Below are 19,853 nucleotides of genomic sequence, written 5' to 3'. Positions count from 1 at the left end.
GGTGACCATCTGGAACCTTGGATCCGTCAATGCGGACCGGGTCTATCGGTTGCCCCATCTTCCGCAGCCAGGCGAAACCCTCAGCTCGACGGAGTATTCGGAGGGGCTGGGCGGTAAGGGCGCCAATATGTCTGTCGCAATTGCGCGGGCCGGTGGCCGGGTGGAACATATCGGCGCGGTTGGATCTGACGGTGTCTGGATGCGGGAACGGCTGGCATCTGCCGGGGTCGGGGTGGATCACCTTTCGGTGGCGCAGCAGCCGTCCGGCCATGCAATTATCGCTGTGGACGCGCAGGGCGAGAACCAGATCATTGTCTATTCCGGCGCAAACAGGGTAATTTCCGTCGCCCACGCCCTGACGGCGCTGGATGGCGCGGAGCCCGGAGATATTGCGATCTGTCAGAATGAAACCAACGGGCAGGAGGCCTTTCTGTCTGCCGCCAGGTCGCGGGACCTGACGGTTGCCTATGCCGCCGCACCCTTTGAGCTGGCCGCGGTGCAAGCCGTCATCAACGATCTCGACCTGCTGATCCTGAATGCGGTAGAGGCCGCGCAGCTTGAGGCGGCGCTGCAGACACCGATCGATCGCCTCCCGGTGGGCCATATCGTGATCACACTGGGCGAGAAAGGCTGTCGGTGGATCGACACAGTCAAAGGCGAAATCCAGGAGTTTCCCGCGCCGAAAGTTGAACCTGTCGATACGACCGGCGCCGGGGATACCTTTACCGGGTATCTGCTGGCCGCGCTCGATGCCGGGGATAGCATGGAAGATGCCATCGCGCTTGCGCTGAAAGCCGGCGCGCTGATGGTCACGCGGCCGGGCACGGCGGAGGTCATTCCAGCCCGGGTCGAGGTCGACTCGGTTTTTCCGTAAATTTTTTCCCAAAGCTGAAACTCCCTATCCCCGTCAAACGTGACTCGGGGTGAACGGCACAAGATGAGCCGTCAGAAATCAGTTTGGGAGAATATTCATGAAGCGCTTTATCGTTACCCTTGCGGCCCTTGCCACGTCCGCCGGGACTGCGTTTGCAGCAAGCCATGCCATGGCGCCCGCAGTTGAGGGTATGGATCAGGATGTTTCGGGTGGAACCGTGACTGCATCGAAAATCGACGCGCCGGAGAACGGCTGGATGGTGGTGCACCGCACCGATGCGGAGATGAAGCCGGGCCCGGTTGTCGGTTACGCCCCGATCAAGATGGGTGAGAACATGGATGTCGCCGCGATCCTGACGGAGGAGGTCGCATCGGGCGATATGCTGATGCTGATGGTCCATTCGGAGGCCGGCGGCATGAAAACAGGCGTTTTCGAATACACGCTGGGTGCCAAGGAAGACGGGCCGATCAAGCCCGATGGCAAGCTGGTGATGTCCGTCATCACTGCGGAGTGAGCAGTGGCCGCAGGGCCCCTTTCCTGCGGTTTCCGATCCGGGGGCATGTCCCCTGTCCAGACTGAAGGCCTCCGGATGGGGGGAAAGGCCGGAGACCTTGGGCTCCGGCCTTTTCCTGTCGGCTTGGCAAGGTGCTTTGGCCGGCCTAACGTCGGGGCCGAAAGGGGCCCCCATGACCGAACAGACCACCCATGACGCGCAGGACGACCCGCGCAATGCTTCGCTGAAATTCTACCTCAATGGCCGGATCGTTGGCGCGGAAGAGGCCGTCGTGTCGATCTATGACAGCGGCTTCATGATGGGCGACGGGGTCTGGGAGGGGCTGCGGCTGTATGACGGGCGCTGGGCCTTTCTGGACGAGCATCTCGACCGGCTTTTCGAGGCGGCCAAGGCGATTGACCTCGATATTGGCATGGATAGAGGCGAATTAGTCTCTGCTTTGGAAGAACTGCGGGTCGCGAACGGGATGGAAACGGATGCCCATGCCCGGCTGATGGTGACACGCGGCCGGAAGGTCAGGCCATTCCAGCACCCGTCGCTGTCGCGTTTTGGCCCAACCGTGGCGATCATCATGGAGTATTCGGTGCCCAAGCAGGGCCGCCCGCTGCGTCTGGCGACCGTGCCACATCTGCGTGGCCTGCCGATGACGCAGGATCCGAAGCTGAATTCCCATTCCAAGCTGAACTGCATCCTGGCCTGTATCGCGGCGGAAAAGGCCGGGGCGGATGAGGCGCTGATGCTGGATGTGCATGGCTTTGTGAACACGACCAACGCCTGCAATTTTTTCATCGTCCGGAAGGGGGAAGTTTGGACCTCTACCGGGGATTATTGCATGAACGGGATCACGCGCCGGAAGGTGATCGAGCTGTGCCGGGAGGCCGAAATCCCCGTGTTCGAGAAGAATTTCTCTCTGGTGGAGTGCTATTCGGCGGAAGAGGCCTTTGTCACCGGTACCTTTGGCGCACAGGCGGCGGTGGGGGAGATTGACGGGCGGGTGATTGGGGGCGGAGACATGGGGCCGGTCACACAGCGGATCCGGGGTCTCTACAAGGAGCTGGTTGCACTATGAAAATTGCCTGCTGGTCCGGCCCGCGGAATATCTCCACCGCGCTGATGTATTCGTTTTCGAACCGGGCCGATTGCGGCGCGGTGGATGAGCCGTTTTATGCGGCTTATCTGGCGGCGACGGGAAAGAATCACCCGATGCGGGCGGAGATTATGGCTTCTCAGCCAGAGGATCCGGAGGAGGTGATTTCGACCCTGTTACAGCCGGATTCGACCCCACATATGTATCACAAGCATATGGCCCAGCACATGCTGCCGGGTATCCGGCGGGATTGGTGGGGGGATATGGCGCATATCCTGCTGATCCGTCATCCGGCGCGGGTCGTGGCGTCGTTTACAAAGGGTTGGGCAGAGGCCGGGTTGGAAGATATCGGTGCGGTGCAACTGGCCGGGATTTACGATGATCTGCTGGCGCAGGGCATCACGCCTGTTGTCATCGAAGGGTCTGACGTGCGGGCCGATCCGGAAAGGATGCTGCGGGCCATCTGCGGGCGGATTGGTCTCGACTGGGATCCGGCGATGCTGGGCTGGGAGGCGGGGCCAAAAGCGGTGGACGGGCTCTGGGCCCCGGTCTGGTACGGGGCGGTGCATCAGTCGACCGGGTTCGCCGGACCGGAAGGGGAGATGCCGGTGCTGGAGGGGGACGCGGCCGAGATGGCGGCGGCGGCGATGCCGTTTTACGAGCGGCTGGCGGCGGTGAAGCTGGTGGTCTGATCCAGCGGAGCGTGCTGTCGCACGCAAGACATTCCAGTCAGGGGGCGCTGCCCCCGACCGACATATGCAGAGCATATGCCGGTCACCCCCGGGATATTTTCGGACCAGAGAAGGTGTTTTTTGATCCGGATCAGAGGGTGAGGGCGCGTTCCAGATCCTCGCCGTCGTAGCGGGTGCGGCCGGTGGGCAGGAAGCCCAGCCGTTCGTAGAAGGCGGCGGCGGGATTTTCATGCATATGGCTGAGGACGAAGCGCTTCGCCCCCCGGGCGCGGGCCCAGTCGATCAGCCACGTCAGCGCGGCGGTGCCATGGCCTTGACCGGCGAATTGCTCGCCAATCATCAGGCGCCAGAGGAAGACGGCGTCGGGATCATCGGCGGGGTCGCGGTAGGTGGCTTCGCGCCAGTCGAGCATGAGGGCGAGGCCTACGCGGGTCTCGCCATGCCAGATCACAAAGGGATAGGCGCCGGGTTCATAGGCGGCCTGAGCGAGGCTTTTGGCATTGTCAGAGACGAAATGCGCCTTGTCTGCGGCCACCTTCAGGTCGATCAGCGGGAGGACATCCTCCCGCTGGGCGAGTTTCAGCGTGACCTGGGTCACTTGTCCGCGACGCGGCGTGCGCGGGTTGCCAGCAGTTTCAGGCGGAGCGCATTGAGACGGATGAAACCGGCCGCGTCCTTCTGGTCATAGGCGCCAGCGTCCTCTTCGAAGGTCACATGCGCCTCCGAATAAAGGGAGTGATCGGACCAGCGGGCGACGGTGCGGACGGAACCCTTGTAGAGCTTCAGCCGGACGGTGCCGGTGACATGCTCCTGTGATTTGTCGATCAGGGCCTGCAGCATTTCGCGTTCGGGCGAGAACCAGAAGCCATTATAGATGAGCTCCGCATAGCGGGGCATGATCGAATCCTTGAGGTGACCTGCGCCGGAATCGAGCGTGATCTGTTCGATGCCGCGATGTGCCTCGAGCAGCACGGTGCCGCCGGGGGTCTCGTAGACGCCACGGGACTTCATGCCGACAAAGCGATTCTCGACGAGGTCGAGGATACCGACACCATGCTTACCGCCCAGTTCGTTCAGCTTGGTCAGGATGGTTGCGGGGCTCATCGCCTCGCCGTTGATCGCCACGGCGTCACCCTTTTCGAAGGTGATTTCCACCATTTCGGGCGTATCGGGCGCATCCTCGGGGCGCGTAATCCGCTGCAGGACGTAATCGGGCGCCTCTTCGGCGGGGTTCTCCAGCACCTTGCCTTCGGAGGAGGTGTGCAGGAGGTTCGCATCGACCGAAAACGGCGCCTCGCCGCGCTTGTCCTTGGCGATCGGGATCTGGTTTTCTTCGGCGAAGGCCAGCAGCTTGGTCCGTGAAGACAGGTCCCATTCGCGCCAGGGGGCGATGACCTTGATATCGGGGTTCAGCGCATAGGCGCTGAGTTCGAACCGCACCTGATCGTTGCCCTTGCCGGTGGCGCCATGGGCCACGGCATCGGCGCCGGTTTCGGCGGCAATTTCCACCAGCCGCTTGGAGATCAGCGGGCGGGCGATGGAGGTGCCCAGCAGGTAGAGCCCCTCGTAGAGCGCATTGGCGCGGAACATCGGGAAGACGAAGTCGCGGACGAATTCCTCTCGGACGTCCTCGATATAGATGTTCTCGGGCTTGATGCCGAGCAGTTCCGCCTTCTTGCGTGCGGGGTCGAGTTCCTCGCCCTGGCCGAGATCGGCGGTGAAGGTGACGACCTCGCAGCCATATTCGGTCTGCAGCCACTTGAGGATGATCGAGGTGTCGAGGCCCCCGGAATAGGCCAGGACGACTTTCTTCGGCGCGCTCATATACATGTCCTTCGTCGTAGTCCGCACGGGCGATAGCGCTTTTTCCCGTGGCACACAAGGTCGCGGCCCCTTGCCGGGCGCTGCGGGAGGGGGCAAGGAAGAGAGATGAGCGATATCGAAGATTTCAGGGACCGCGCCCGGGCGGCCATGGTTGCAATGCGGTCGGTCTTTCCGGCCACACCGCTTTTGCGCAACGATCATCTGTCGGCGAAGTTTGGCGCCGATATCTGGCTGAAGCGGGAGGACCTCTCGCCGGTGCGGAGCTACAAGCTGCGCGGGGCGTTCAATGCGATGCGGCGGGCGGACCGGGCGGAGCTGTTTGTCTGCGCCTCTGCCGGCAATCACGCGCAGGGCATGGCCTATATGTGCCGGCATTTTGGCAAGCGGGGTGTGATCTTCATGCCGGTGACGACGCCGCAGCAGAAGATCGACAAGACGCGGATCTTTGGTGGAGAATTTGTCGAGATCCGGCTGGTCGGGGACTATTTCGACGACACGCTGGCAGAGGCCAAAGCCTTCTGTGCGGAGGCGGGCGGGCATTTTCTGGCGCCGTTCGACGATGAGGACGTGATCCTTGGGCAGGCGTCTATCGGGGCGGAGATCGAGGCGGACATGCCGGGCGGGGCCGAGGTGATCGTCCTGCCGGTGGGCGGCGGCGGGCTCTCTGCCGGGATACGCAGCTATTTTGGGCCTGAACAGAGCCTGAAATTTGTCGAACCTTCGGGTGGGATGTCATTGGCGGCGGCGGTGGAGGCCGGGGGTCCGGTGACGCTCAACAAGGTGGACAGTTTTGTCGACGGGGCGGCGGTGGCGCGGATCGGGGAACGGCCCTGGGCGCGGCTTTCGGGTATTTCGCGGACGGATGTGCTGGACGCGCCCGAAGATCGCATCTGCACGACCATGCTGGAGATGCTGAATATTGAGGGGATCGTGCTGGAGCCCGCCGGCGCGCTGGCAGTAGACGCGCTGGGCCAGATCAGGGACGAAATTGCCGGAAAACGGGTGATCTGCATCACGTCGGGCGGCAATTTTGACTTTGAGCGTCTGCCGGAGGTCAAGGAACGGGCGCAGCGCTATTCCGGGGTGAAGAAATATTTCATCCTGCGGCTGCCGCAGCGGCCCGGTGCGTTGAAGGAATTCCTGAATATGCTGGGGCCGAATGACGATATCGCGCGGTTCGAATATCTGAAGAAATCAGCGCGCAACTTCGGGTCGGTCCTGATCGGGATCGAGGCGAAGGAGGCGGCGGATTTCGACGCGCTCTTCCAGCGGCTGGAGGCCGGCGGGTTCACCTATCGCGATATTACACAAGACACTATTCTTGCGGAATTCCTGATCTGATTACGCGGCAAGCCGCTGCCTGTATTCGGCCAGGAACAGGTCCCGGCTCGACTGGTATATTCGGTCAAGCGCGGTGATATCCACCTTGTCCGGCGCGCCGGTTGCTGCCAGACGCTCCGCCGTTGCGCAGGCGAGGGCAAGCTGCTCGAACCCCAGATTGAGCGCGCAGCCCTTTACGAAATGGACCGCCGCTTCGATATCGTCGGAAACCGGCAGACAGCGGAGCGCGGTTTCAACCTCGCTCAGAAATAATTCCAGCACCTCTCCGAATGCGTCCTGCCCGACATCTTCGGCAAGTTCCTGTACCTTGTCCCAGTTGATCACGTCTGCTCCTTCATGGGTTGGCCGGTCAGATTCTGCGGAAAAGAGGTGAATTTTAGGTTTAACCCCCGATTATGTGTGATGCCGTAGGTCAGCCGGACATGGTCCGGTGTGGTCCCGGTCCGGCAACGGAAGATGAATGCAGAATCCAGTGGGGCAGAAAGAACCTGGTCCGGTGTCGCGGGCAGCACGTCGGGTCCTTGTTGTCGATGACAGCCGGATGCAGCGGCTGATCGTCAGCATGGCGTTGCGCGGGTGGGGGTTCCAGGTCGAAGAGGCGGACTCCGGCGAGGCGGCCCTGGAGTTCTGCCGCAGTTCCATCCCGGATATCGTCATTTCGGACTGGATGATGCCGGGCCTGTCAGGGCCGGAATTCTGCCGCGCGTTCCGGTCGCTGACCAAAGAGACGTACGGATATTTTGTGCTGCTGACCTCCAAGTCAGACAAGATCGATGTGGCCGAGGGGCTCGACAGCGGCGCGGATGATTTTCTGACCAAACCCGTCAATACGGCGGAGCTGCGCGCGCGCCTGACGGCGGGCGAGCGCATCCTGGACATGCAGGAAGAGCTGCGGCGGCAGAAATCCCTGATCGAAGAAACGCTTGGAGAGTTGCAGCAGCTCTACGATTCGCTCGACAGCGACCTGCTGGAAGCCAAGAAGTTGCAGCAATCGCTTGTGCGGGAGCGGGAGATATCGTTCGAAACCGCGGATCTGTCGCAGATCCTGCGGTCCGCCGGCCGTGTTGGCGGCGATCTTGTCGGATTCTACCCGATCGGGCCGGATCGGCTGGCGATCTATTCCATAGATGTGTCCGGTCACGGCGTATCTTCGGCCCTTGCCACGGCCCGGCTGGCCGGGTTTCTGTCTTCAGCCGTGCCGCATCAGAACATCGGGTTGATCGGCTATGGTGGCGAGCTTCAGAAATCTGTTCCGCCGCCGGATATCGCGCGCACCCTGAACGACATCGCCCTGGCAGAGATGGATACGGGGCAATATTTCACCATGGCGCTGGCCGAGATCGACCTGACAACCGGCGCCGTCTGTCTGGTGCAGGCCGGGCACCCCTATCCCGTGATCCAGCGGGCCAACGGCCGGGTCGAATTTCTGGGTGACGGCGGGTTTCCCGTCGGGCTGATCGATGGCGCCGAATTCGAGCCTGTTCAGGCCCAACTTGAACCGGGAGACAGGCTGATCCTTCTGTCGGACGGCGTGACGGAATGTGCTGATGCATCCGGCGACATGCTGGGTGACGAGGGTCTTGCAGAGATGCTGACAGAGCTTTGCCAGACGCGGGGGGCCGGGTTTCTTGAGGCTCTGGTCTGGATGCTGGCGCAGCGCCGGAACGATATGGCATTTGAAGACGATGTCTCTGTCATCGTGCTGGACTATTCGGGCACCCGCGCGGCTAGGTAATCCGGATCAGCTGGCGCAGCGTGTCGGCGCTGCCGGGGTCGGGCAGGATGTCGGGGGCGAGCGCGATGGGCGCCCAGATGGCAGTATGGCCCGGCTCAGTCGGGTCGCCGATCTGGCGGACCGGCTGCGCAACATAGATGGTGCAGAGCTTTTCCGCCCAGATTTCATAATCCGGCATCCAGGTGAACCGGCGATAGACACGGACCCGACGCGGGTTCGCGATTGACCATCCGGTTTCCTCGAACACTTCCCGGTGCAGGGCATGCATGGGCTGTTCGCCCGGATCGATGCCGCCGCCGGGCAGCTGAAACTCCGGGGTCGGGCTGGCCTGATGGGTCAGCAGGATGTCTCCGCCGCGGGGCAGGATGACGTAGGCGCCGGGCCGGAACGTGTATCTGCGGCCGGCTTCGGGGGCTTCTCCGTATCGTCTCATCCGGGCTCCTGGTATGCGGTGGCTGGCACAGCCTTGTAACGGGCGGCGCTTGCCCATAGGTGGTGGCCAAGATATGCCAAGGGCAGGCGCGGAAGGAAACCCCATGAACATTGGCTCTAAACTGGCGTGGGACGATACGGTTCTGCCGTTCCAGCTTGATATGTCGGATGTACGCGGCCGTGTCGCGCGGCTGGACGGTGTGCTGCAGGGTATTCTCGCGCAGCATGATTACCCCGCCCCGGTGGAGGCGCTGGTGGCCGAGATGTCGCTGCTGACGGCGCTGATCGGGCAGACGATCAAGCTGCGGTGGAAGCTGTCGCTTCAGGTGCAGACCAATGGTCCTGTGCGTATGATCGCGACGGATTATTATGGACCTTCCAAAGAGGGTGAGCCGGCCCAGATCCGGGCCTATGCCAGTTTCGACCGGGACCGCATCACCGATGCCGCGCCGTTCGATCAGCTGGGCGACGGGTATTTTGCCGTCATGCTGGATCAGGGGCAGGGCACGCAGCCCTACAAGGGGATTGCGCCGCTGGCGGGCGGATCACTCAGGACCAGTGCCGAAGGCTATTTCGCCCAGTCGGAACAGCTGCCGACCCGGTTTGCGCTGTCTTATGGCAAATCGCGCGAAGCGGGCGGAGCGGAGCACTGGCGCGGTGGCGGTGTGATGCTGCAGGTCATGCCCAAAGCCTCGCCGCATGCCGCATCGAGCGGCGGGTCCGGCGAAGGCGGTCTGCTGGTCGCCTCCGATCTGGTGCAGGGCGATGAGGAAGAGAACTGGAACCGCGTCAATTTCCACCTCGACACGGTCGAGGATCTGGAGCTGATCGGCCCCTCTGTCGCGCCGACCGACCTGCTGGTCCGGTTGTTTCACGAGGAACAGCCGCGGGTCTTTGATGCGCAGCCGGTGCGCTTTGGCTGTACCTGTTCCGAAGATCGCGTGCGCCAGAGCCTGTCGATCTATTCGGCCAAGGACATCGCCAAGATGACCACCGACGCAGGGATCGTTACCGCCGATTGCCAGTTCTGCGGTGCGCATTACGAGCTCGACCCGAAAACGGTGGGGTTTGATGCGGAGGATCCGGGTGAAGGCTGAGGCCGCATCCTTTGATCTGATCCGGGAGGCCCTCGCCCGGCCGGGGGAGGGCTCTTCCGATTTTGACCTGAATCCTTCGTTTCGGGCTGGAACAGAGACGAAATTGCGCCCCGCAGGAGTGCTGATCCCGCTGATCGAAAAAGGGGGGGAGCTGCATGTGATCCTGACGCAGCGGGCCTCTCATCTTAAGCATCATCCAGGTCAGATCGCCTTTCCCGGCGGCAAACAGGACGAGGGTGATGTGGATGCAACGGCCGCCGCCCTGCGGGAGGCGCAGGAAGAGATCGGCCTGCCGCCCGGGCTGGTGGAGGTGCTGGGCCATCTGCCACCACATGAGACGGTCAGCATCTTTTCGGTGACGCCTGTCGTGGGGCGGATTACCGGGGATTTCACGCGCCGGGCCGAGCCCGGAGAGGTGGCAGAGATTTTTGACGTGCCGCTGCGGCACGTGTTGGATCCGGCCAATTACGCCGTTCAGGGGCGGCGCTGGCGGGGCCAGACCAGACACTATTTCACCGTTCCCTGGGGTCCCTATTATATCTGGGGTGCCACGGCGCGCATGCTGCGTGTGCTTGCGGACAGGCTGGGGTGATGCGGATCGCCGGCGCCTGGCTGTCACATCCGGGGACGCAGGACGTGTGTCGGATGCTGACGGCCGCCGGGTTCCGGGCGCTGTTTGTCGGCGGATGTGTGCGGGATGCGCTGATCGGGCGACCCGTCGGGGATATCGATATTGCCACGGATGCACGGCCGGAGGATGTCGTGCGGCTGGCCGGGGCCGCCGGGCTGCGGGCTGTGCCGACCGGGATCGACCATGGTACGGTCACCGTGATTGCCGAAGGTCGTCCGCATGAGATCACGACGTTTCGCCGCGATATAGAGACAGATGGACGCCACGCAACCGTCGCCTTTTCCACCGATGTCGCGGAGGATGCCGCGCGGCGCGATTTCACGATGAACGCGCTTTATGCGACGCCGGACGGAGAGATTGTCGATCCGTTGGGCGGTTTGGCGGATCTGGAGGCCCGGCGCCTGAGGTTTGTCGGCGCGGCAGAGGCCCGGATCGAGGAGGATTACCTGCGGATCCTGCGCTTCTTTCGGTTTCACGCCTGGTATGGCGACCCGGCCGAGGGGCCAGACCCTGACGCGCTCGCCGCAATCGCTGTGGCGACGGAGGGGCTCGACGGATTGTCCCGTGAACGTGTCGGGCAAGAGATTCGGAAGCTCCTGTCGGCCCCTGATCCGTCTCAGGCGGTTGCCCTGATGCGCCAGACGGGGGTTCTGTCGCAGATTTTGCCGGGGGCCGAGGATCGCGCTCTGGCGCCTCTGATCCACCTGGAGCAGGCGCCCGAAATCATGTGCCCGCCAGATCCGATGCGACGGCTTGCGGTGCTGGGGCCAGAGGCGCCGGGGCCTGCCCTCAGGCTCTCCAAAGACGATCTGCGCGGCTATGATCTGATGCGCGACGGCATGGCGAGCAGCATGTCAGCGGCAGAGCTGGGCTATAGATTTGGCCGGGATAGAGCCGAAAGTATCCTTCTCCTGCGATGGGCGATCTTTGAGATGTTGCCGCAGCCCGAGGATATCATGCAGGCTGGTCTGGGCGCCCGGGCCAAATTCCCGGTCACGGCGCGGGACCTGATGCCGGGGTATTCGGGCCCGGCGCTTGGCGCGCGTCTGGCTGAACTTGAACACCGTTGGATCGCATCGGGTTTTGCACTGACGCGAGAGCAATTGTGCGCCGATGGGGATGGTTGACCGGTCTGCCTTCGCGCTAAGTTCTGACCGACACGACCCCGACCCGATCCTTCCCGGTCTTTTTCCCGTCTGGTTTGCCTATGCCTTTTGACACCCGTCGCATCATTGACCCGTTTCAGCGCGCCGACGGTCCGCCGCCCGTCACGCTGATACCCTATATCGGCTGGCTCTTGCGCGGCGGCTGGCCGATCATCTCTGTCTCGGCCGTGCTTTCGGCGCTGGCCGGCATGGTCGAGGTCGGCTCTGCCTGGGTGCTGGGCGCGGTGATCGACACGGCCACGGCCGCTGGCCCGCAGCAGGTGTTTCAGGGGGAAAGCCTGACCATCGTTGTGCTGGCCTTTGCGTTCTTCCTGCTGGCCCGGCCGCTGCTCATGGGTGTGTCCTCGGCGGTGAACACGCTGTTTATCATGCCCAATGTGTTTACCCTGACGCTCAGCCGCCTGCATCGCTGGACGCTTGGTCAGAGCGTGACCTATTTCGACAATGATTTTGCCGGACGCATTGCGCAGAAGCAGATGCAGAGCGCCTCCGCCATGACCGAGGTGTCCATGGAGACGATCAATTCCGTCGTCTTCGCGCTGGCCTCCATCATGGCTGCGGGTGCGCTGATCTTTACGATCGATCCCTGGCTGGTTCTGGTGTTTCTGGTCTGGCTCAGTGCCTATATCGTGCTGATCCGCTATTTTCTGCCACGTATCCGGGTGCGGTCAAAGGCGCGGGCCGCGGCGCGGGCCACCGTATCCGGGCAGGTAGTCGACACGATCACGAACATCAAAACGGTCAAGCTCTTTGCCCATGCCGATCATGAGGATCGTGTCGCGCTGTCCGCGATTGGCGTGTTCCGGCAGAAGGCGCTGGATTTCGCAAAGGTTGCGGTGACGTTCCGGGTGATCCTCTTCACCCTTGCGGGGCTTCTGCCGGTCCTGCTTGTGGGCGGGGCGCTGTGGCTCTGGTCGGCCGGGCTGACCTCGGTCGGGTCGATCGTGGCTGCGGGGACGGTGTCGATCCGTCTGGCCCAGATGACCGGCTGGGTCAGTTTCACCATTATGGGGATTTCCGCCAATATCGGTGAGCTTGAGGACGGTATGCGCACCCTGGCCTATCCCGTCCGGCTGGACGATGCAGAAGGTGCCGGGGATCTGTCGGTCCCGGAAGGACGCGTCACGCTGGACCATCTGACCTTTGCCTATGGGCGGGAACTGGGCGGCGTTCAGGACATCAGCCTGGAGATCAGGCCGGGCGAAAAACTGGGCATCGTGGGGGCATCGGGGGCCGGGAAGTCGACCTTGGTGTCGCTCCTTATGCGGCTCTATGCACCGGAACAGGGTCGAATCTTGATCGATGGCCAGGATATAGCCGATGTCACCCAGGACAGTCTGAGGCGCCAGATCGGCATGGTCACGCAGGAAACGGCGATGTTCAATCGCTCCGCGATGGACAATATCCGCTATGGCCGACCAGATGCCGGAGAGGAGGAGGTCTTTGCCGCTGCGACAAAGGCCGAGGCGCATGAGTTCATCCAGACTCTGGCGGATCACATGGGCAATGAGGGCTATCAGGCGCGGCTGGGCGAGCGGGGCGTGAAACTGTCCGGCGGGCAGCGACAGAGGATCGCTCTGGCGCGGGCCATTCTCAAGGATGCGCCGATCCTCATCCTGGATGAGGCGACATCGGCACTGGATTCCGAGGTCGAGGCATCGATCCAGACGGCGCTGGAGCGGGTGATGGAGGGCAAAACCGTGCTGGCCGTCGCGCACAGGCTTTCGACGATTGCGCATATGGACAGGATTGCCGTTCTGGACGCCGGGCGGATTGTGGAGCTTGGCACCCATGACGAGCTGCTGGCGAAACAGGGTCTTTATGCGCGGTACTGGAGCCGGCAGTCCGGTGGGTTCATCGGGTCGCAGGATGCCGCCGAATAGGGCTTGGCGTGGCCGGGCGCGGCGCGGTATCGGATCGATATGAACGCATATCTGATACAACGTCTGGGGCATCAGGGCGACGGCGTCGCTGCTGGCCCGATCTTTGCGCCTATGACCCTTCCTGGCGAAGAGGTGACGGGGCTTCCTGATGGTGACCGGCTGAATGATGTTCGGGTGGTCACCCCCTCGCCTGAACGGGTCGCGGCCCCCTGTCGTCATTTTAAGTCCTGCGGCGGCTGTGCGCTTCAGCATGCCAGCAACTCCTTTGTAGAAGGCTGGAAGGCCGATGTTGTCCGGCAGGCGCTGCTGACCCGCGGCATCGCGATGGATCTTGCGGGGGTTGTGACCTCTCCGGCGCGGTCACGCCGTCGGGCGACGCTGTCGGCACGGCGGACCAAGAAGGGGGCGCTGGCCGGGTTCCACGGTCGCGCGTCGGAGACAATCATCGCCATTCCGGACTGTCAGCTGCTGCATCCTGATCTGCTTCCTGCGGTTGCGATTGCCGAGGATCTGGCCGTTACCGGCGGGTCGCGCAAAGGCGAGCTGAGCGTGCTGGCCACGCTGTCGGAGTCCGGTCTCGACATTGCGGTTCAAGGCGGAAAGGCTCTGGACCGCACGTTAGAGACTATTCTCGCGCAGAAGGCGGATGTGATGAACCTGGCCCGGCTTGCCTGGAGCGGGGAGGTGATCGCGACCCGCAAGCCGCCCTTTCAAAGCTTCGGCGACGCGTTGGTCGTGCCTCCGCCCGGCGCCTTTCTGCAGGCCACCAAAGCCGGAGAGCTGGCGCTGCTGGCGGCCGTGCGGCAGATCGTTGGCGATAAGAACCGGATCGCGGATCTGTTTGCCGGTGCGGGGACCTTCGCCCTGCCTCTCGCGGATCAGGCCGAGGTCTTGGCGGTGGAAGGCGATGCCGGCATGATCGCCGCGCTGGATCGCGGCTGGAGGGAGGCGCGCGGACTCCGCCGGGTGCGCGCGGTGACACGCGATCTGTTCCGCAATCCTCTGATGGCTGATGAGCTGGCGGGCTTCGGCGCCGTGGTCATCGACCCGCCGCGCGCCGGGGCAGAGACGCAGATGGCAGAGCTGGCCCGGGCGCAGGTTCCGGTCATCGCCCATGTCTCCTGCAATCCGGTTACATTTGCGCGGGATGCGTCAACGCTGCTTGCGGCGGGGTACCGGATGGGTCCGGTGACCGTGGTCGATCAGTTCCGATGGTCCGCCCATGTCGAACTTGTGGCCGGCTTCACACGCACGTGAAGGTAAAGCCTTTGTGACCACTAGAAAATAATCCAAAATTCAGGCATGACAGGCAAAAAAGCTTAGGTGACAGGCGGCAGTGATGCGGTTTCTTTCTTTTCTCCTGGTTCTCGTTCTGGGACTCGGTCTATCGGCATGTTCAAATTCGCGGGTCTATAACGGCCCCGAGGTGACGCGGATCCTTGTCTATAAGGAAGAGCGTAAGATGTATCTTCTGCACAAGACCAAGGTGCTGAAGAAATATGACATCGGGCTTGGCTTTGCGCCCGTTGGGCACAAGCAGTACGAAGGCGACGGCCGGACGCCGGAAGGCACCTATCGCGTCGATCGCCGCAATCCCGACAGCAAATTCTACCTGTCGGTCGGCATTTCCTATCCCAATGTAAACGATCGTGCCTTTGCCAGTTCCCAGGGCAAAAGCCCCGGTGGCGATATCTTCATCCATGGCGAGCCCAATGTGAAACAGAAGCAGCTTTCACGGGACTGGACTGCGGGCTGCATTGCGGTGCGCAACAAGGATATCGAAGAGATTTACGCCATGGTCAACGATGGCACTTTGATCACGATCTACCCCTGATTTCTGGCCTTATTCTCTGACATAGGCCGAGATGAAACAGGCCCCGACCGGGGCCTGTAACTGTCTGGATCAGCTGCTGGGCAGGCCGGTTTCGGCGCCGCCCATGATCAGGGTCCACCAGATTTTGCCGCCGCTCTCCTGGTACCAGGCAAAGCCCATGCCCACGGCGCGCCTGTCGAGGATCACCCGGCGGGTGTCGTCCTGATCCATCCATGCGGACAGCGTTTCAATCTCTGTCTCATAGGTTTCCGAGATGTTTTCGCCCAGCATCAGGCCGGTAAAGCCGACGCGGCGCACCCGGTCGATAGGGGACGATCCGTCAGACCCGAAATGCCAGGGCCGGTTCTGGCGCGACATATCCTGTGCGTGGGTGGCCGCGGCCGCCGTGAGGCGGCTGTCCAGCTCTACAGGCGCAGCCCCCGAGGCGGCGCGCAGCGCATTCACCGCATCCAGCATTTCATAAGGGATCTTGTTGCTGGCATTGCCACCGATCCGATACAGCTTGGGCAGAGGTTTGCCATCGGACCCCAGTCGCTGCGGCTGGTCGCCGGGTACAGGCGTACATGCCTGAAGCGCCACAAGCGCCGTTGCAATGATCAGGGGAAATCGCATAGCTGTCTGTCCTGCCGTGTCGGTTTGAAAATCATCTGTATCGAATGCAAGAGGGCAGTTCAAACCCCCCGGGGGCGCGTCTTGTCGCTGGTGACGATCCTTTGAATTGAACTCTCCTGCTGGCGCAATACAATAGAGCATCGAGAGATGTGATCCACAGGTGCACCATGAGAAAATTCGCCCCGTCCCGGCGGGCCTTCCTGGCGGGATCCGCCGCCGCGCTCGCAAGCCCCGCCCTTGCCCAGTCTGAATATGCCACGCCGTTCGAGAATTCGACGGAGGTTGAGCGCGATCCCACGGAATCCGTTCGCCGGAATATCTCCAGCTTCCGGTCGCTGGACTGGCAGCCCTATTTTTCCAATACCAAGAACGGGGCTATTCTTGTCGATATCGACAGCCGCGCCCTGCATTACTGGTCTGAAGATCAGTCGATTTACCGGCTTTATCCGTCGTCGGTTCCCCTGACAGAAGAGCTGACACGGCGCGGTCGCACGACGGTCATCCAGAAAGTCGTTGCGCCGACATGGCGGCCGACTCCGTCGATGCGGGAACGCAATCCGGAATGGCCGGCCGTGGTCGAAGGCGGTGCACCGGACAACCCGCTGGGCCCGCTGGCACTGTACCTGGGCTGGACCTATTACCGTATTCACGGCACCCACGATACGCGGAAGATCGGGCGCAGATCGTCGAACGGATGTATCGGCCTGTACAACGAGCATATCACCCAGCTGTTCGAGCTTGCCAAAGTGGGCACACAGGTGTTGCTAATTTGACGACACCGGGGCCAACCCGCGTGCGGTAACCTTAACAACCAATTGCAATCACCAAAGATTGCTGGTTAGAGAGGGGTACGAGGTAAGTCTTGGGTGCCGGAGAGGTATGTTCTTCTTCCGGCGTATATCTGGAGGATACTATGAAGAAACTCGTTCTCGCAGCCGCCCTGGCCGCAGCCGCTTCGTCCGCAACCGCCGGCTCCCTGGCCGAGCCGATCGTCGAAGCTCCCGTCATCGTCGAAGAGACCACCTCTTCGTCCGCTGGCATCATCATCCCCCTGCTGCTTCTGGCAGTGGTTGCTGTTGCTGCTTCCCAGTAAGCTGCAGCTACGGATTACGGAAAAGGCGGTGCTTCGGCACCGCCTTTTTTGTTTTCGGCGTCGGGCCGGCGGCGCCTTGCCGGGTCAGTCCAGCCAGCCTGCGAGGTTTGCCTCGATCCGCCCGGCCAGCGCCGCGATATGGGCGTCGTCATCGTTCAGGCAGGGGATATAGGTGAAGCTTTCGCCGCCTGCATGCTCAAAACTTTCGCGGATCTCTTCGTTGATCTCTTCCAGCGTTTCGATGCAGTCGGCCGAAAAGGCGGGGGCGATCACGGCGATCTTCTTGTTCCCGGCTTCCGCCTGACGCGCGACTTCCTCGACCGTATAGGGCTGGAGCCATTCTTCCGGTCCGAATTTTGACTGGAAGGTGGTCATGATCCGGTCATCCGCCCAGCCCAACCGTTCCTTCAGCAGGCGCGTCGTTTTCTGGCACTGGCAATGATAGGGGTCGCCTTCCGTCAGGTAGCGGAAGGGCAGGCCGTGGTAGGAACAGATCAGGATATCCGGCTGGTCTGCCGCCGCCGCGTAGCCCCGTTCAACCGATTGCGCGAGCGCGTCGATATAGTCGGGATGGTCGAAATAGGGCGGCAGCGTGCGTGTGGCGGGCTGCCATTTCTCTTCCATCAGCGCGCGGAAGAATTCGTCATTGGCGGTGGCTGTCGTGGCCCCCGCATATTGCGGGTAGAGCGGGCAGAAGAGGATCTTCGTGCAGCCCGCCGCAACCATCGCCGCCACCTTCGATTTGGTCGAGGGATTGCCGTAGCGCATGCAGTAATCGACCATGATCTGATCGCCGTAGCGCCCGTGCAGGGTCTGGGCCAGCTTGGCATGCTGCTGCTTGGTGATCGTCATGAGGGGGGATTCATCCGCCTCCTTGTTCCAGATGGTCTTGTAGGCGGCACCGGATTTGAAGGGCCGGATCGTCAGCACGATGCCCTGCAGGATCGGCTGCCATTTCCATTTGGGGTAATCGATGACGCGCTGGTCGGACAGAAACTCGCTCAGATAGCGCCGCATGGACCAGTAATCCGTCGCATCCGGCGTGCCCAGATTGGCAAGCAGGATGCCCACCTTCTGCTGCGGAAGTTTCGGGTGATCAGCGGGCATATGGGCGTGCGTCATGGTCGGTCCTTAGGCGGGTCTGACCCGGACCTAGCGACTAAATCGCGCCGGTCAATCCTTCAGCGGCACTTCGCGCGCATTCAGCGCATCTGCAAGACGGCTGGTGGCGGACCCGGGGCGCAGCGGTTTCGGCTGGCTTGCGTCCGGGGCCCAGCCGGTCAGGGTGATCAGCTCAAAGGTGGCGGGGATGCGGCCGTCATCGGTGCCGAAGCTCTCCATGTAGATTTCCATGGCCCGCATCAGTACCGCGCGGCGGGTCGGTCGGCGCAGGCGGGCGTCAAGCGCATTGCCCTCCCCCATATACCGCAGCTCCCGCATCAGGTGCAGTGGCGTGGCATAGCTGGCGGTGAAGGGCGCACCATCGGCCACCGGCAAGGCCAGTTCGGCACGTTGCAGCAGCGCGCCGAGGTCGCGCAGCTCTGCCATGGGGGCGACACGGGGCGACAGGCCACCGGTGACCTGCGCCTCTGCCTCTGCCATGGCGGCGCGCAACTCGTGCAGGGTACGGCCGGCGGGCATGACGGCCAGGAACAGCCCGTCGGGTTTCAGCGCATGGCGGCACTGGATGATCTGGCCGATCGGATCATCGGCCCAGTGCAGCGACATGGCATGGATGACAAGGTCATGCGCACCGGGTTCCAGCGCCAGAACCTCCGTATCCGCGACGATCTTTGGCGCGGGCAGGCCGGGCAGGGCGGACCATTTCTGCGGTTGGCCGGTGACGACAGCGGGCGTGGTAAAGGACCTGTTAACCATATCCAGGCGATCCTGAATGTCGTCCATGGCCATATCATGCAGGAACAGGGCCTCTTCTCGGCTCCTGCGGCGGTTGCGGGTCAGGGCCGTACGGTCGGTCAGACGGGGAGGGGTCGATGCGCTCATGGCGCCTAGATATGCGCGCGGCGGCGCTCTGGCAAACCACGATCCGCGTGATCTATCCGCCGACCTGCCTTTGCTGCGATGCACGGGTGCAGGAGGATGGCGCGCTCTGCGGGGCCTGCTGGCGGGACACGCCGTTCATTTCCGGCCCGGTCTGCGATGGATGCGGGGCGCCGCTGATGGGTGAGGTGGTGGGGGGCGATCTTTGCGACGATTGCCTGACCCTGCACCGGCCCTGGGCACAGGGGCGCGCGGCGCTGGTCTATGATGGCAATGGACGCCGGCTGGTGCTGGCGCTGAAACACGGCGATCAGATGCATCTGGCGCGTCCCGCCGGGCGCTGGATGGCGCGCGCCGCACGTGCGATGGAGCTCGACAATGCCGTGGTCGCAGCCGTGCCGCTGCACTGGCGGCGCATGGTCAAGCGTCGGTACAACCAGTCCGTTCTTCTCGCCCGGCAGGTGGCGCGGGATGCTGGGCTGGAGCTCTGTCCCGACCTGCTGATCCGGCGGATCGCGACGCCGAGTTTGGGCGGGTTAGGCTCTGATGCGCGGTACCGGCTGATGGCCCGGACGCTGGCGGTCCGCTCGTCACGCCTGCCATTGATCCGCGACCGTCCGATCCTGCTCATCGACGATGTCATGACCTCGGGCGCGACGCTTTCCGTGGCGACGGAGGCGCTGATCGCGGCCGGGTCCGGCCCTGTCCGGGTGCTGACACTGGCGCGGGCGGTGAAAGAGGCATAGGTTAATGCGGACCTCATTCGGAGACCCGTCATGAAACCTGTCGAAATCTATACCTCACCGATCTGCGGCTTCTGCCATGCCGCCAAGCGTCTGCTGGACCAGAAGGGTGTGACCTATACCGAGATCGACGTGCTCCGCGATGCCCCCCGCAAGGAAGAGATGATCGCCCGTGCCAACGGCGGCCGCACCGTGCCGCAGATTTTCATCGGGGAAACCCATGTCGGTGGCTGCGACGACCTCTATGCGCTGGAGCGTGAGGGCAAGCTGGACCCGCTGCTGGCGGCCTGAGGG

At 62.8% G+C, this 19,853-nt stretch carries 23 protein-coding genes; 16 read left to right on the top strand and 7 right to left on the bottom strand.

Going from position 1 to position 19,853, the window contains the following annotated elements; translation table 11 throughout:
* Position 1: 1 nt before the first annotated feature.
* The 4 genes from ACRARG_RS11485 to ACRARG_RS11470 all read left to right on the top strand — a co-directional run bounded on the left by ACRARG_RS11485 (position 2) and on the right by ACRARG_RS11470 (position 3,167).
* Positions 2–874, top strand: a complete 873-nt coding sequence (locus tag ACRARG_RS11485; protein ID WP_432690144.1) for a ribokinase — start codon at positions 2–4, stop codon at positions 872–874.
* A 97-nt stretch (positions 875–971) separates the two neighbouring features.
* Positions 972–1,388, top strand: coding sequence for a DUF7282 domain-containing protein (locus ACRARG_RS11480; RefSeq protein WP_432690143.1), 417 nt, complete (start codon positions 972–974; stop codon positions 1,386–1,388).
* 172 nt (positions 1,389–1,560) lie between these two features.
* A complete protein-coding gene (locus ACRARG_RS11475; protein WP_432690142.1) occupies positions 1,561–2,457 on the top strand; it encodes a D-amino acid aminotransferase in 897 nt (298 codons plus the stop codon).
* Positions 2,454–3,167 carry a sulfotransferase-like domain-containing protein gene (locus ACRARG_RS11470; RefSeq protein ID WP_432690141.1) on the top strand — a complete coding sequence of 238 codons (714 nt, stop codon included), beginning with the start codon at positions 2,454–2,456 and terminating at the stop codon, positions 3,165–3,167. The genes ACRARG_RS11475 and ACRARG_RS11470 overlap by 4 nt, the downstream gene beginning before the upstream one ends.
* A gap of 130 nt (positions 3,168–3,297) precedes the next feature.
* Here ACRARG_RS11470 and ACRARG_RS11465 read toward each other — a convergent pair whose 3' ends face one another.
* Together ACRARG_RS11465 and ACRARG_RS11460 are read right to left on the bottom strand one after the other, a co-directional pair.
* Entirely contained in the window at positions 3,298–3,765 is a 468-nt protein-coding gene (locus ACRARG_RS11465; RefSeq protein ID WP_432690140.1) for a GNAT family N-acetyltransferase, read from the bottom strand.
* Positions 3,762–4,991 (bottom strand): argininosuccinate synthase, encoded by a 1,230-nt coding sequence (locus tag ACRARG_RS11460; protein ID WP_432690139.1) that lies wholly within the window; start codon positions 4,989–4,991, stop codon positions 3,762–3,764. The genes ACRARG_RS11465 and ACRARG_RS11460 overlap by 4 nt, the downstream gene beginning before the upstream one ends.
* 105 nt (positions 4,992–5,096) lie before the next feature.
* Between ACRARG_RS11460 and ilvA the strand changes: the two genes are divergently transcribed.
* A complete protein-coding gene (ilvA, locus tag ACRARG_RS11455) occupies positions 5,097–6,332 on the top strand; it encodes a threonine ammonia-lyase IlvA (RefSeq protein WP_432690138.1) in 1,236 nt (411 codons plus the stop codon).
* On the opposite strand, the gene ACRARG_RS11450 is transcribed toward ilvA, so the two are convergent.
* Positions 6,333–6,656 carry an Hpt domain-containing protein gene (locus tag ACRARG_RS11450; RefSeq protein WP_432690137.1) on the bottom strand — a complete coding sequence of 108 codons (324 nt, stop codon included), beginning with the start codon at positions 6,654–6,656 and terminating at the stop codon, positions 6,333–6,335.
* Between the two features lie 136 nt (positions 6,657–6,792).
* On the opposite strand from ACRARG_RS11450, the gene ACRARG_RS11445 reads away from it, so the two are divergent.
* Positions 6,793–8,067: a PP2C family protein-serine/threonine phosphatase gene (locus ACRARG_RS11445; protein ID WP_432690136.1), complete on the top strand. Its 1,275-nt coding sequence runs from the start codon at positions 6,793–6,795 to the stop codon at positions 8,065–8,067.
* On the opposite strand, the gene ACRARG_RS11440 is transcribed toward ACRARG_RS11445, so the two are convergent.
* Entirely contained in the window at positions 8,060–8,500 is a 441-nt protein-coding gene (locus tag ACRARG_RS11440; RefSeq protein WP_432690135.1) for an NUDIX domain-containing protein, read from the bottom strand. The two genes, ACRARG_RS11445 and ACRARG_RS11440, sit on opposite strands and share 8 nt — an antisense overlap.
* Positions 8,501–8,603: 103 nt before the next feature.
* Between ACRARG_RS11440 and hslO the strand changes: the two genes are divergently transcribed.
* The 6 genes from hslO to ACRARG_RS11410 all read left to right on the top strand — a co-directional run bounded on the left by hslO (position 8,604) and on the right by ACRARG_RS11410 (position 15,110).
* Entirely contained in the window at positions 8,604–9,596 is a 993-nt protein-coding gene (hslO, locus tag ACRARG_RS11435) for an Hsp33 family molecular chaperone HslO (RefSeq protein WP_432690134.1), read from the top strand.
* Complete coding sequence (locus ACRARG_RS11430; RefSeq protein ID WP_432690133.1) at positions 9,571–10,188, top strand: CoA pyrophosphatase; 618 nt, start codon at positions 9,571–9,573, stop codon at positions 10,186–10,188. Before hslO ends, ACRARG_RS11430 begins: the two co-directional genes overlap by 26 nt.
* Positions 10,188–11,354, top strand: coding sequence for a CCA tRNA nucleotidyltransferase (locus ACRARG_RS11425; protein ID WP_432690132.1), 1,167 nt, complete (start codon positions 10,188–10,190; stop codon positions 11,352–11,354). The genes ACRARG_RS11430 and ACRARG_RS11425 overlap by 1 nt, the downstream gene beginning before the upstream one ends.
* A gap of 80 nt (positions 11,355–11,434) precedes the next feature.
* On the top strand, positions 11,435–13,276 hold the full coding sequence (locus ACRARG_RS11420) for an ABC transporter ATP-binding protein (protein WP_432690131.1): 1,842 nt from the start codon (positions 11,435–11,437) through the stop codon (positions 13,274–13,276).
* A 39-nt stretch (positions 13,277–13,315) separates the two neighbouring features.
* Complete coding sequence (locus tag ACRARG_RS11415) at positions 13,316–14,533, top strand: class I SAM-dependent RNA methyltransferase (RefSeq protein WP_432690130.1); 1,218 nt, start codon at positions 13,316–13,318, stop codon at positions 14,531–14,533.
* An 82-nt stretch (positions 14,534–14,615) separates the two neighbouring features.
* Positions 14,616–15,110 carry a L,D-transpeptidase family protein gene (locus ACRARG_RS11410; protein ID WP_432690129.1) on the top strand — a complete coding sequence of 165 codons (495 nt, stop codon included), beginning with the start codon at positions 14,616–14,618 and terminating at the stop codon, positions 15,108–15,110.
* A gap of 69 nt (positions 15,111–15,179) precedes the next feature.
* On the opposite strand, the gene dalA is transcribed toward ACRARG_RS11410, so the two are convergent.
* A complete protein-coding gene (dalA, locus tag ACRARG_RS11405; RefSeq protein WP_432690128.1) occupies positions 15,180–15,722 on the bottom strand; it encodes a divisome-associated lipoprotein DalA in 543 nt (180 codons plus the stop codon).
* Between the two features lie 167 nt (positions 15,723–15,889).
* On the opposite strand from dalA, the gene ACRARG_RS11400 reads away from it, so the two are divergent.
* Together ACRARG_RS11400 and ACRARG_RS11395 are read left to right on the top strand one after the other, a co-directional pair.
* Positions 15,890–16,495 (top strand): L,D-transpeptidase, encoded by a 606-nt coding sequence (locus ACRARG_RS11400; RefSeq protein WP_432690127.1) that lies wholly within the window; start codon positions 15,890–15,892, stop codon positions 16,493–16,495.
* Between the two features lie 140 nt (positions 16,496–16,635).
* Positions 16,636–16,815, top strand: a complete 180-nt coding sequence (locus ACRARG_RS11395; RefSeq protein WP_432690126.1) for a hypothetical protein — start codon at positions 16,636–16,638, stop codon at positions 16,813–16,815.
* 84 nt (positions 16,816–16,899) lie between these two features.
* On the opposite strand, the gene hemH is transcribed toward ACRARG_RS11395, so the two are convergent.
* Positions 16,900–17,937 carry a ferrochelatase gene (hemH, locus tag ACRARG_RS11390; RefSeq protein ID WP_432690125.1) on the bottom strand — a complete coding sequence of 346 codons (1,038 nt, stop codon included), beginning with the start codon at positions 17,935–17,937 and terminating at the stop codon, positions 16,900–16,902.
* Between the two features lie 51 nt (positions 17,938–17,988).
* Entirely contained in the window at positions 17,989–18,819 is an 831-nt protein-coding gene (locus tag ACRARG_RS11385) for a methyltransferase domain-containing protein (RefSeq protein ID WP_432690124.1), read from the bottom strand.
* On the opposite strand from ACRARG_RS11385, the gene ACRARG_RS11380 reads away from it, so the two are divergent.
* Positions 18,810–19,562, top strand: coding sequence for a double zinc ribbon domain-containing protein (locus ACRARG_RS11380; protein WP_432690123.1), 753 nt, complete (start codon positions 18,810–18,812; stop codon positions 19,560–19,562). The genes ACRARG_RS11385 and ACRARG_RS11380 overlap by 10 nt on opposite strands.
* Positions 19,563–19,592: 30 nt before the next feature.
* Positions 19,593–19,850 (top strand): glutaredoxin 3, encoded by a 258-nt coding sequence (gene grxC / locus ACRARG_RS11375; RefSeq protein ID WP_432690122.1) that lies wholly within the window; start codon positions 19,593–19,595, stop codon positions 19,848–19,850.
* The last annotated feature ends 3 nt before the right edge of the window (positions 19,851–19,853 follow it).

Origin of the sequence: Pseudooceanicola profundi (genome assembly GCF_050897955.1) — a bacterium.
GTDB lineage: Bacteria > Pseudomonadota > Alphaproteobacteria > Rhodobacterales > Rhodobacteraceae > Pseudooceanicola.
This window is presented reverse-complemented; position numbering and strand designations above follow the sequence as displayed.

Bases quoted from the DNA above. Each gene is read 5' to 3' on its own strand.
- ACRARG_RS11480 (WP_432690143.1), top strand. From the start codon at position 972: ATGAAGCGCTTTATCGTTACCCTTGCGGCCCTTGCCACGTCCGCCGGG.
- ACRARG_RS11475 (WP_432690142.1), top strand. From the start codon at position 1,561: ATGACCGAACAGACCACCCATGACGCGCAGGACGACCCGCGCAATGCT.
- ACRARG_RS11470 (WP_432690141.1), top strand. From the start codon at position 2,454: ATGAAAATTGCCTGCTGGTCCGGCCCGCGGAATATCTCCACCGCGCTG.
- ACRARG_RS11460 (WP_432690139.1), bottom strand. From the start codon at position 4,991: ATGAGCGCGCCGAAGAAAGTCGTCCTGGCCTATTCCGGGGGCCTCGAC.
- ilvA (WP_432690138.1), top strand. From the start codon at position 5,097: ATGAGCGATATCGAAGATTTCAGGGACCGCGCCCGGGCGGCCATGGTT.
- ACRARG_RS11445 (WP_432690136.1), top strand. From the start codon at position 6,793: ATGCAGAATCCAGTGGGGCAGAAAGAACCTGGTCCGGTGTCGCGGGCA.
- ACRARG_RS11440 (WP_432690135.1), bottom strand. From the start codon at position 8,500: ATGAGACGATACGGAGAAGCCCCCGAAGCCGGCCGCAGATACACGTTC.
- hslO (WP_432690134.1), top strand. From the start codon at position 8,604: ATGAACATTGGCTCTAAACTGGCGTGGGACGATACGGTTCTGCCGTTC.
- ACRARG_RS11430 (WP_432690133.1), top strand. From the start codon at position 9,571: ATGCGGAGGATCCGGGTGAAGGCTGAGGCCGCATCCTTTGATCTGATC.
- ACRARG_RS11425 (WP_432690132.1), top strand. From the start codon at position 10,188: ATGCGGATCGCCGGCGCCTGGCTGTCACATCCGGGGACGCAGGACGTG.
- ACRARG_RS11420 (WP_432690131.1), top strand. From the start codon at position 11,435: ATGCCTTTTGACACCCGTCGCATCATTGACCCGTTTCAGCGCGCCGAC.
- ACRARG_RS11415 (WP_432690130.1), top strand. From the start codon at position 13,316: ATGAACGCATATCTGATACAACGTCTGGGGCATCAGGGCGACGGCGTC.
- ACRARG_RS11410 (WP_432690129.1), top strand. From the start codon at position 14,616: ATGCGGTTTCTTTCTTTTCTCCTGGTTCTCGTTCTGGGACTCGGTCTA.
- dalA (WP_432690128.1), bottom strand. From the start codon at position 15,722: ATGCGATTTCCCCTGATCATTGCAACGGCGCTTGTGGCGCTTCAGGCA.
- ACRARG_RS11400 (WP_432690127.1), top strand. From the start codon at position 15,890: ATGAGAAAATTCGCCCCGTCCCGGCGGGCCTTCCTGGCGGGATCCGCC.
- ACRARG_RS11395 (WP_432690126.1), top strand. From the start codon at position 16,636: ATGAAGAAACTCGTTCTCGCAGCCGCCCTGGCCGCAGCCGCTTCGTCC.
- hemH (WP_432690125.1), bottom strand. From the start codon at position 17,937: ATGACGCACGCCCATATGCCCGCTGATCACCCGAAACTTCCGCAGCAG.
- ACRARG_RS11380 (WP_432690123.1), top strand. From the start codon at position 18,810: ATGCGCTCATGGCGCCTAGATATGCGCGCGGCGGCGCTCTGGCAAACC.
- ACRARG_RS11385 (WP_432690124.1), bottom strand. From the start codon at position 18,819: ATGAGCGCATCGACCCCTCCCCGTCTGACCGACCGTACGGCCCTGACC.
- grxC (WP_432690122.1), top strand. From the start codon at position 19,593: ATGAAACCTGTCGAAATCTATACCTCACCGATCTGCGGCTTCTGCCAT.